Raw genomic sequence first — 1,415 nt, 5'->3', positions numbered from 1 at the left:
GCGTCGTTCTTGAAGATCCGCTCGATGCTGGCCAGGGCGTCCTCGACGCCGACCCCGTGCAGCTCGCAGGGCGCCAGGGCGCGGTAGACGCCGCCCGGCATCAGACCCATGCCGGCGGCGTAGGGCACCTTCTTGCCGGTCATCGACAGGGTCATCAGGGTGCGGCCGTGGTAGGCGCCGGTGAAGGCGATCACCCCGGGACGGCCGGTGGCGGCGCGGGCGATCTTCACCGCGTTCTCCACCGCTTCCGAGCCGGTGGTGACCAGCAGGGTCTTCTTGGCGAAGTCGCCCGGCACCAGGGCGTTGATCTTCTCGCACAGGGCGATGTAGGGCTCGTAGGCCAGCACCTGGAAGCAGGTGTGGCTCAGCTTGGTCAGCTGTTCCTGCACCGCGGCCACCACCTTCGGATGCAGGTGGCCGGTGTTGAGCACGGCGATGCCGCCGGCGAAGTCGAGGTACTCGCGGCCCTCGACGTCCCACACGGTGGCGTTCTCGGCGCGCTCGGCGACGATCGGGTGGATCTGGCCGACGCCGCGCGGCACGGCGGCGGCACGGCGTTGCAACAGGGAAGCGTTGGTCTTGCTCATGGGGTCCTCGTCGGCCGCCGGGGGCGGCCCGTTACAGGGTTCGGGGCGGGGACGGCGCGCGGCAGCATGCGCTGATCGACTGCCGCGGACGCCGGCGCCCGCCGGTCGTGGGGTCCGGTGCCTTCACCGGAAACGCCGGTGCCGGGGCGGCGGTGGCTCTTGCCGGCCGCCCGGGTCGCCGGCGGGCATTCACAGCCCGAGGCAGAGGTACTTGATCTCCAGGTAGTCCTCGATGCCGTATTTCGAGCCCTCGCGGCCCAGGCCCGAGGCCTTGATGCCGCCGAAGGGCGCCACCTCGTTGGAGATCAGCCCGGTGTTGACGCCGACCATGCCGTACTCCAGCGCCTCGGCCACGCGGAACACCCGGGACAGATCGCGGGCGTAGAAGTAGGAGGCCAGGCCGTATTCGGTGTCGTTGGCCAGCGCGATCACCTCGGCCTCGTCGCGGAAGCGGAACAGCGGGGCCAGCGGGCCGAAGGTCTCCTCGCGGGCCACCGCGGCGTCGCGCGGCACGTCGGTGAGGATGGTCGGCTCGAAGAAGGTCCCGCCCAGGGCATGAGCCTTGCCGCCGGTGAGCAGGGTGGCGCCCTTGGCCAGGGCGTCGTCGATATGCTCTTGGACCTTGGCCACGGCCTGGGCGTCGATCAGCGGGCCGGTGGTCACGCCGGCTTCCAGGCCGTTGCCGATCTTCAGCCGCTCGACCGCCGCCTGGAGCTTGGCGGCGAAGGCATCGTAGACCCCTTCCTGCACGTACAGGCGGTTGGCGCAGACGCAGGTCTGGCCGTTGTTGCGGTACTTGGAGATCAGCGCGCCCTCGACGGCGGCGTC

At 70.7% G+C, this 1,415-nt stretch carries 2 protein-coding genes; both read right to left on the bottom strand.

Annotation, left to right across the window (positions count from 1 at the left end):
- Nucleotides 1-587: aminotransferase class III-fold pyridoxal phosphate-dependent enzyme (locus ACFOJE_RS12810; RefSeq protein ID WP_377814760.1), on the bottom strand; the 587-nt coding region annotated here is incomplete at its 3' end.
- 189 nt (nucleotides 588-776) lie between these two features.
- A partial coding sequence (locus ACFOJE_RS12805; protein WP_377814759.1) for an aldehyde dehydrogenase family protein occupies nucleotides 777-1,415 on the bottom strand: 639 nt, incomplete at its 5' end.

Origin of the sequence: Azotobacter bryophylli (assembly GCF_042643485.1) — a bacterium.
GTDB classification, from domain to species: Bacteria; Pseudomonadota; Gammaproteobacteria; order Pseudomonadales; family Pseudomonadaceae; genus Azotobacter; species Azotobacter bryophylli.
Note: the sequence above shows the minus strand (reverse complement) of the source record. Positions and strands in the feature narration are given on the sequence as shown.